The 8,099-nt window shown below is 46.1% G+C and carries 10 protein-coding genes; 6 read left to right on the top strand and 4 right to left on the bottom strand.

Translation table 11 applies throughout. The annotated features are described in order from the left end of the window. The 3 genes from AC4E7D_RS06905 to AC4E7D_RS06915 all read left to right on the top strand — a co-directional run. Positions 1 to 694, top strand: a 694-nt coding sequence (locus AC4E7D_RS06905) for a TolC family protein (protein ID WP_490173078.1), incomplete at its 5' end; no start/stop codon positions are given. A 5-nt stretch (positions 695 to 699) separates the two neighbouring features. Continuing rightward, entirely contained in the window at positions 700 to 1,857 is a 1,158-nt protein-coding gene (locus tag AC4E7D_RS06910) for an efflux RND transporter periplasmic adaptor subunit (RefSeq protein WP_490173079.1), read from the top strand. A gap of 150 nt (positions 1,858 to 2,007) precedes the next feature. Continuing rightward, positions 2,008 to 2,850, top strand: a complete 843-nt coding sequence (locus tag AC4E7D_RS06915) for a universal stress protein (RefSeq protein WP_490173080.1) — start codon at positions 2,008 to 2,010, stop codon at positions 2,848 to 2,850. Here the strand turns inward: AC4E7D_RS06915 and AC4E7D_RS06920 are convergent. Genes AC4E7D_RS06920 through AC4E7D_RS06935 form a run of 4 tightly spaced genes read right to left on the bottom strand, consistent with a single transcriptional unit; the run spans position 2,803 to position 6,645 of the window. Then, positions 2,803 to 3,528, bottom strand: a complete 726-nt coding sequence (locus tag AC4E7D_RS06920; protein WP_490173081.1) for an ABC transporter ATP-binding protein — start codon at positions 3,526 to 3,528, stop codon at positions 2,803 to 2,805. The genes AC4E7D_RS06915 and AC4E7D_RS06920 overlap by 48 nt on opposite strands. A 10-nt stretch (positions 3,529 to 3,538) precedes the next feature. Beyond that, entirely contained in the window at positions 3,539 to 4,801 is a 1,263-nt protein-coding gene (locus AC4E7D_RS06925; protein WP_490173082.1) for an ABC transporter permease, read from the bottom strand. Continuing rightward, positions 4,798 to 5,901 (bottom strand): efflux RND transporter periplasmic adaptor subunit, encoded by a 1,104-nt coding sequence (locus AC4E7D_RS06930; RefSeq protein WP_490173083.1) that lies wholly within the window; start codon positions 5,899 to 5,901, stop codon positions 4,798 to 4,800. The genes AC4E7D_RS06925 and AC4E7D_RS06930 overlap by 4 nt, the downstream gene beginning before the upstream one ends. A 36-nt stretch (positions 5,902 to 5,937) precedes the next feature. Further along, positions 5,938 to 6,645, bottom strand: coding sequence for a LytR/AlgR family response regulator transcription factor (locus AC4E7D_RS06935; protein WP_490173084.1), 708 nt, complete (start codon positions 6,643 to 6,645; stop codon positions 5,938 to 5,940). Between the two features lie 252 nt (positions 6,646 to 6,897). Here AC4E7D_RS06935 and AC4E7D_RS06940 point away from each other — a divergent pair, with 252 nt between their 5' ends. The 3 genes from AC4E7D_RS06940 to AC4E7D_RS06950 all read left to right on the top strand — a co-directional run. After that, positions 6,898 to 7,329: a doxx family protein gene (locus AC4E7D_RS06940; RefSeq protein WP_490173085.1), complete on the top strand. Its 432-nt coding sequence runs from the start codon at positions 6,898 to 6,900 to the stop codon at positions 7,327 to 7,329. 155 nt (positions 7,330 to 7,484) lie between these two features. Next, a complete protein-coding gene (hpf, locus tag AC4E7D_RS06945) occupies positions 7,485 to 7,784 on the top strand; it encodes a ribosome hibernation-promoting factor, HPF/YfiA family (RefSeq protein ID WP_490173086.1) in 300 nt (99 codons plus the stop codon). A 26-nt stretch (positions 7,785 to 7,810) separates the two neighbouring features. Continuing rightward, a partial coding sequence (locus AC4E7D_RS06950; protein WP_490173087.1) for a universal stress protein occupies positions 7,811 to 8,099 on the top strand: 289 nt, incomplete at its 3' end.

An 8,099-nucleotide genomic window follows, 5' to 3' on the forward strand; every position in this document is an offset into this window, starting at 1 on the left:
CCTGGAAAAGATCACAGCGAAAGCCAAGCAAAAAGAAGTCCATACCACTTTACAGACGCTTGAAGAGGAGGAAGAGGTCCTTCTCAATGCACTGTTGCAGCTGGTTCAGACCCAGGGCCCCCTGACTATTTCCCGGGAACTGCCGGTAAAACTCAAAGCTCCGGAACCATCGATCTCCTTCCATCCCGGCCTGAAGTATATGGAAAGTCAGAGCGATTATTTTACCAATAAAAACCGCTATGAGAAACAGTCGCTGCTACCCGATATTTCGGTCAATTATTTCCAGGGAACGAATTCCACTCTGGGGCAGTCATTGTATGGCTATCAACTCGGGCTTAAAATACCACTGCTGTTCCCGGCCAAGGCCTCCCGGATAAAAGCTTCCCAGCTTGCCCGGGAAGCGAGCCTTTTTGAAGTCAAGGATTACAGGATTCGCCTGGAGACCGCCTACCGGCAATTGCAGCACGAGTTGCAAAAGGATCAACTGGCCCTTGCCTATTACGAAGAGGAGGGGCAGGCCCTGGCAAGTGAAATCCAGAAGACCGCTGTTTTAAGCTACAAAAATGGAGAAATCAACTTTTTCCAGTATATCCAAAGCCTGGAACAGGTTAGTGAACTCCGGTTATCGTACCTCGACCACCTCGATCGGTACAACCAGACCGTAATTGCAATCAAATACCTAACGCTAAAATAAAACCCATGATGCTGATAAAAAGATTTGTTATACTAACAATAGGCATAGTCCTTATTGCAAGCTGCAAGAACAAGGAAAGCGGTACGGATAAGGAAGCCCAGGAGTCGCAGATAGGGTTGGAAGACGGACTTATCCGTATTGCTAAAGACCAGTTTAATTCCCGGGGAATGGAATTCGCTTCTGCGGATAGTATTACCGTCCGTGAGGAGATCGGTACACAGGGGTATATCGACGTGCCCCCGGAGAGTAGGGCCCTCGTAAGTGCGCCAATGCCCGGCTTTATAAAGCATGCTCCTTTGATCGTTGGAGATAAGGTGAAGCGGGGGCAACAGCTTATCTCGCTTGAGAATCCGGATTTTGTTACCCTACAGCAGGCCTACCTCGAAGCGCTGGCCCAGCAGGATTTCCTGAAAGCGGAATTCGAAAGGCAAAAAACCCTGTATGAGGAACAGGTAAGCTCCCGGAAGAGTTTTATGTTAGCCGAAAGTGAGTTCCGCAAGAATAGTGCAAGATTGTCAAGCCTTGAAGCACAGCTTCAATTGCTCCGGGTACGCGCAGAAACGCTTCGTAAAGATGGTATTCGATCGCACCTTAGCCTGCTAGCCCCCATAAGTGGAAGTATTACCCGGGTAATGGTTAGTTTGGGTATGTATACGCCCCCCAACCAACCTTTATTGGAGATCATCAATACAGAGCATTTACACCTGGAACTGGGTATTTTCGAGCAGGATGCCATGAAAATCAGGATTGGTCAGCGCATTAGGTTCTACAGGCCCGAGCAGCCTTCAGAGGTCTTTGATGGGGAGGTGTATAAGGTAGGTAATCTGGTAGATCAGGAAACCCGTACGGTGCGGATCCACGGTCATATACCGAGTTCGCTGATCGAAAATTTTGCCATTGGCACTTATGTACAGGCAGAAATCATTGCAGCAGAACAACAGGCCGTGGCCTTACCTGATGAGGCGCTGATCCGTGAAGGGGAAACTACCTACACCTTAGTGCTTTCAGAAGAGCAGGATGAGGCCTATTTTCTGAAAAAAGTACAGGTGGCAGCCGGGATTTCGAAGGAAGGAATGACACAGATTTTGTCTCCTGATCCAGAATTGATGAATGCGCAGTTTCTGGTCCGCGGAGCGTATTGGTTCCGAACAGACGGGGATTAGAAAATGCCCTTGAAGTTTAGTTGGGTAGTGATGCAGCCAATTTCCTTCGAATAGGATGAGAGACATATCCAGGTCTTCCTGACTTTGATGATAAATATCATTTTATGAGAACTTCATAACCGTTAGTTTTCTGAAGTAATTAACGTGCTTATGAAGTCTATCCTATATGCTACGGATCGTTCCCGTCATGCGACTCCGGCCTTGCGTTATGCCTATAATCTCAGCCAAGCCCTTGGGGCTAAGCTAATTATCCTGTCGGTCTTTGATATGCCTCCAATCGCAGTATCCACAATTCGCACCCCCGTGCAACTCAAGAAAATGGCGACTGAGGAACAAATGATGCTTTTACACAACTACTGTTCCCGCTATCTGAAAGATCGCATGAGCCCCGATATCACCCTTGACGTTGTTGATAGCCCTACTATTTCGGAGGGCATCCTGAAAAGGACAAGGGAGCATCGCCCGGATTTGCTGATCCTTGGCATGAAAGATGAACATACCCTAAGGGGCTATTTTTCAGGGAATATTGCTTCTGCTATTCTCAACGAATGCCAATGTCCGGTCCTGATGGTACCTAACCAATTCCGATATCGAAAACTCAAGACCCTGGTGTATGCCACCGATTTTGAGGAAAGGGATATTAAGGCCATAGAAAAACTGGTAGATTTCGCTGCCCCCTATGAGGCCGAAATCAGGGTGGTCCATATCCCTACAAAGGAAGAGTACGCCGGGATGGAACAAATGGAGTGGTTCAAAGAAATGCTGGACCAGCAGGTGGAATATCCCCATATTAAATTCCACATGATATTTGCTGACAATATACAGGAGGGGCTCAGTATCTATACAAGGGATCTGAACGCTGATATCCTCGCCATGCTGGAACGCGAAAACAGTCGGTCCTTTTTTAGCAAGCTATTTCACAGGGATCACGTCAAGGTGATGGAATCACGAAGTAGTATCCCCCTGCTCAGTTTTAGTGAGATGAGCCTGTAAGGGGTCACTTATGATCCTGCCATCTTCCATTTGGATGATCCTGTCTGTGCGCTCCGCAAAATCAACATCGTGCGTGACCACCAGCAGGGAAAGACCCTGCTCTTCCTTTAAGCGCTTGAAAATCTGGAAAACATTCTCAGCATTATAACTGTCAAGGTTACCGGTTGGTTCATCTCCCATGAGGATGGAAGGGTTATTGATCAGGGCCCTAGCAATGGCCACACGCTGTTTTTCCCCGCCAGAAATCCGTGAGGCCCGCTTTCTGGCCAGGTGATGTATTTTAAGCATGCGGAGTTTCTCCATAGCGTCGTGCTCTATTTCTGAATCTGACCGCAAGGCTAGTTTTTTGGCTGGCAGCATAACATTTTCCAGGACACTGAATTCCGAGAGGAGGTAATGAAACTGGAATACAAACCCTATATGCCTGTTTCGCAACTGGGAGAGCTCCTGGTGGGATTTTCCGGTAACTAATTCTTCATTGAGATAGAGTTCCCCTGTGTAATCAGTATCCATAGTGGAAAGGATGTAGAGCAGGGTGGATTTTCCTGAGCCCGATTTCCCCATGATCGTGGCAAATTCTCCCTTTTTCACCTCGAAACCAATATCCTTAAGTACGTGAAAATCTACCGGTTTCCGGAAGTGCTTATTGATCTGAACGGCCTGCAATACCTTTTTCATAAGGATTGGTTTAAGTACCTCTGATGATTTGGACCGGATCTACTTTCCTGGCACGGTTGGAGGGCAGATAGCCTGCGATGAAAGTGGAGATGAGTGCAAAGGATATCCCAATCACATAATACCCCGGATTGTAATTTACAGGGAACGTATCTATGGTAGGCAAGGCTTCGGTTTCAAATGGGACCTGGTCGATAAGACGTGAGAAAACAAATCCAATGCCCAGTCCCAGGATGCCCCCGATCACCCCAATGATGAGTGCCTGGCTCATAAAAATGAGTTGCACGTCCTTGCCTGAAAATCCGGTAGCCTTCAAGATGGCGATATCCTTCATCTTTTCGTAAATGAGCATGTTCAGGATATTGTAAATGCCAAACCCGGCTACAATCAGCAAGGTTATGGAAACGGCATAGGTGATGGTGTTCCGTATATTGGTTCCTGTTTCGAACTGTGCATTGGCCTCCTTAACATCGGTGGCTTTGATGTTAAACTGCCGCTCCAGGCTTTTGGCCATGGTAGCTGCCTTCTGGAAATCGTGCAGCTTAACATTGATATCGGTAATGTAGTTTTCAGCCTCCCCCTGTATGCGTTGCACGGTTTTTAGGTTGGCATAGCTCTGGATATTATCGATATCGGCAATTCCACTTTGGTAGATGCCCACGATCTTTAGCGGGAAGATGTCCCCGTTGATGGTGCTGATTTGTACGCGGTCCCCGATGGAGAGGGACATGGTTTCGGCAAGTCCCGCCCCCAGCAGAATGCCATTTTCGGTGTTCCTGAGTGCCTCCGGACTTCCGGCGATGATATAGTCCTGAAAATTGGACAAACGCACTTCTTCCATGATCTCTATGCCTGTGAGGTTTCCACCCAGTTCTATTGAACCTGAAATGTAGAAGATCTGCGCCCGCAGCTGTGGGGTAGCCCCTTTTACCTCCGGATCTTTTCTCAGATGGTGCAAGATGGGTAGGGCGTTGTGGATCTTGAGCTGGCTCTGTTTTGGTTTGATGGAGCGTACGACATTTACCGCCCCTTCTAACTCCTCATAGAGCGCTACAGGCTGTTGGGTTGAGGGTTCAATTTCATTGTACAGATGAATGTGCGGGGTCTGGTTAAGGATGAGGTCATCCAGCATTTTGTTGAGACCGGTCATAAAGCTCACCAGCGTAATATAGGCCCCAATCCCAAAGGTAACGCCAAGGGAAGCGGTCACAGTAGACTTCATTTTTGTGATTAAATGCGTCTTGGCAATATTCAGTATTACTTTCCAGTTAGTCATTCCCCAGGTCTAAGGATGTAGGTGTTTTCGTCCAGTCCGGAAACAACCTCTACCCGGTCCAGATTTTGGATCCCTAATTCAATTTCAACAATGCCCTCTTCGGTCTTCACCTTGTTACCTTCGATGAGGTAATCTTTAGGTATGGTGATAACATCTTCTTTTTCCGAAATGATGATGTTTCCTTCTCCTGCCAGCCCAGGGTAAAGCACTTCAGGAGCGGAGCGGAATACCGCCTCTATCCTGAAGGTCTGGGACCGTTGGTCTTTTCGGGGGTATATTTTATTTATTGTGGCTTCGAACACCTGCGACTGGTAAGCATCGAGGGTGATTAGTGCTTTTTGCCCAAGCCTCAGCTTTACGATGTCTACCTCGTCTACAAGAAGCTCGATCACAAATTTATCTGAGCTGCCAATAGTAGCAACGGGTTCCAGGATGCTGACATTTTCTCCCTGGTTCTTGTAGAGTTCATAGACCGTACCGTTGATCTTGCTGGTCACTGTGAAGTCCCGGGTAGCGATCATTGCCGTTTTATAATTGTTTTCTGCCTGAATAAGTTTTGTCTTCAATTCATTTTTTATGCGCTCGTAGTTCCCGAGGAGCACCACTAAATTGCTGGAAGACAATTCGTAGGCGAGTTTTCGGTTATCGTATTCCACCTCAGACCCGATTTTCTGTTCCCAGAGCTTCTTTTGCCTGAAATAATTGGCAGAATCATTTTTCATTTTCAGTTTTGCCGCATCAATCTCGTCCTGCAAGCCCGATAATACTGCATTGTTTCCGCTGTAGTTATCGCGAGCCAGTTCGAGGTTGAGCCGGGCATTTTCCATGTTGAGTTTGGGGGTGTTGTTATCTATTTGGGCAATGGCATCCCCTTTGCGAACTGCGTCGCCTTCCTCCACAAGGTTGCGCTCAAGTATTCCCCCAACAGCCGCATATACCTGGTAAAGGCTGTCTGGTTGCACCGTTGCCGAAGCATATACGGATTCAGTAAGCTGGGTTCGGGTGGGATAGATCTTGTCACTTTTGGTGCCACATGAGAGCAGTAGAACCAATAATCCTATGGCCAGTAGTTTCCCATTATTACAGGTGTTGTTTTCCATGAAGAAATGTTAAGGGACAAGCCCCGGGATATCGGCCTAGTCCAATGCATGTAGCATTTGCTCCAAAACCGGTTTGTGACTCCGGCTCATGGGCAGCGTTTTTCCTCCAATATCCACGCTTGTACTGTTGAACCTTTCTACCCTATCCAAATTTACGATATAAGATCTGTGTATCCTGAGAAAACGGTTGTCTGGCAGTTTTTTATCCATGGCTTTCAAGGTAGACAAAACAACAATACGCTCCGTGGGCGTTACCAGTTTTACATAATCCCCCATGGCTTCTACCCAGAGGATTTCGGACACGTTTATTTCACGCTGCTGCAAATCGCACCGGATAACCAGCTTTTCCTTTTCAGGAAACTTCGGGCTAGTGGTATGATTGCGAACAGCCTTCGTAATTGCTTTTCTGAATCTGTCCGGATGAACGGGTTTTATAAGGTAATCTGTTATCCCGTGGTCAAAGGCTTTCAGGGCATGATCCGGCGTGGCTGTTGCGAATATTATCTGGGTGTATTCATTCAGCGTATCAATAAAATTAAAACCGTTCATGTATGGCAATTCGACGTCCAGAATAAGCAGGTCAGCCCTTACCTCACCTATGCGTTGATGTGCATCCAGTGGATTGCCAAATGTCCCCAGCAGTTCCAATTCGGATTGTTGAAGCACCAGTTTTTTGAGAAGTGTGAGCTGGGTGGGGGAATTGTCCAGGATAACTGTGCCTAATTTGCCATTTTCCTTTTTCATAAAACAGGGTATTCGTGTAGGAAAATTGTAAGCAAGTTGCGTTTCTACTTACAGGGAGCAAAACTACACTAAAAAAAGACACCCCGATATGATAATGGTCATTAAAGGCATGTGGGATTTAAATCAATTCAACATGTGTTTCACAGTTGTATCCTGTTGTACATGTACCTCATATTTCCCCAAGGTTCCTGACATTTATCATCTTTTTGATGATTGGGCTTGTTTAGTTTAGCGGTTTTTGACAGCAGAAATATGAAAACAACCACCATCTTACGTTCCCCTGATTTACGCCTTTCAAGAATAATCACCATTGCCATCGGTTTGGTTTACCTTTGGTTTGGGGCGCTAAAGTTCTTTCCCGGTGTGAGTCCGGCGGAAGACCTTGCGCTGGAAACCATACATGCACTGACATTCGATTTGTTTGCAGACCGCCTGGCCTTGCTGCTATTGGCTATATGGGAAGTAACTGTTGGTGTGTTTCTGATAACCCATCTGTTCAGGAAAATTACCCTCTACATTGCCGTAGCACATATGTTGCTCACCTTCACACCCTTTGTTTTCTTCCCTGATCTGGTGTTTACCTCTGCTCCCTTTGGCCTTACGCTGGTTGGGCAATACATAGTAAAAAACCTGATAATACTCGGTATCCTGATCGTTTTGATCCGGGAAGGGAAAGATCGCTAAATATGTATTATATTTAAAGAAAGGTTACATAGACTGCCCTTTCTGTTTTGGAAAGACATGCTGTCTTGTTGAGTTGGGGTAACCCAGCCTGACAAATGTCATTTTATGCTATCCGTATTGCAAGTACTTTTAATTACATTCTAAATCTTTTACATATGACTATCAATATTCAATATGTCCAAATGCCTACCAGTGAATCTATGAGTGCTATTGTTACCAATAAACTCAGAAAACTGGAAAATAAGTTTGAATGGATCATTAGCGCTGACGTCTTTTTTAAATTGGAAAATGATCCCAAAGGGAAGGGCAAAATATGTGAAATCCAGCTAAGTGCCCCCGGCCCCCGATTATTTGCTAAAACTGGTGAGGACAATTTTGAAAAAGCAGCCGCAGCTACCATCAAAGAACTTGAGGTACAGCTAAGGAAACGCAAGGAAGTCTTTAATAAACATTAACCAATAGGGATACCCTTTTTACTTACATGGGAAAAATTCTAGTACCCGTTGATTTTTCAGATCATTCAGCATATGCCCTGGAAGTTGCTGCTTCTCTGGCCCGTCATTCCGGAGCTGAAATCGTTCTGCTCCACATGATGGGCCTATCTGAAGCCATTTTGACCAAAGATGCGTCTCAGGAAGCAGCAGAGGCGCATTATTACATGAAACTCACAAAGAAGCGTTTCCAGGAATTTCTGGACAAAGATTTTCTGAAGGGGATTAAGGTCCAGGAAATGGTGCAGAATTACAAGGTCTTTAGCGAGATCAATGAAG

The sequence above is a fragment of the Lentiprolixibacter sp. genome (assembly GCF_982873095.1).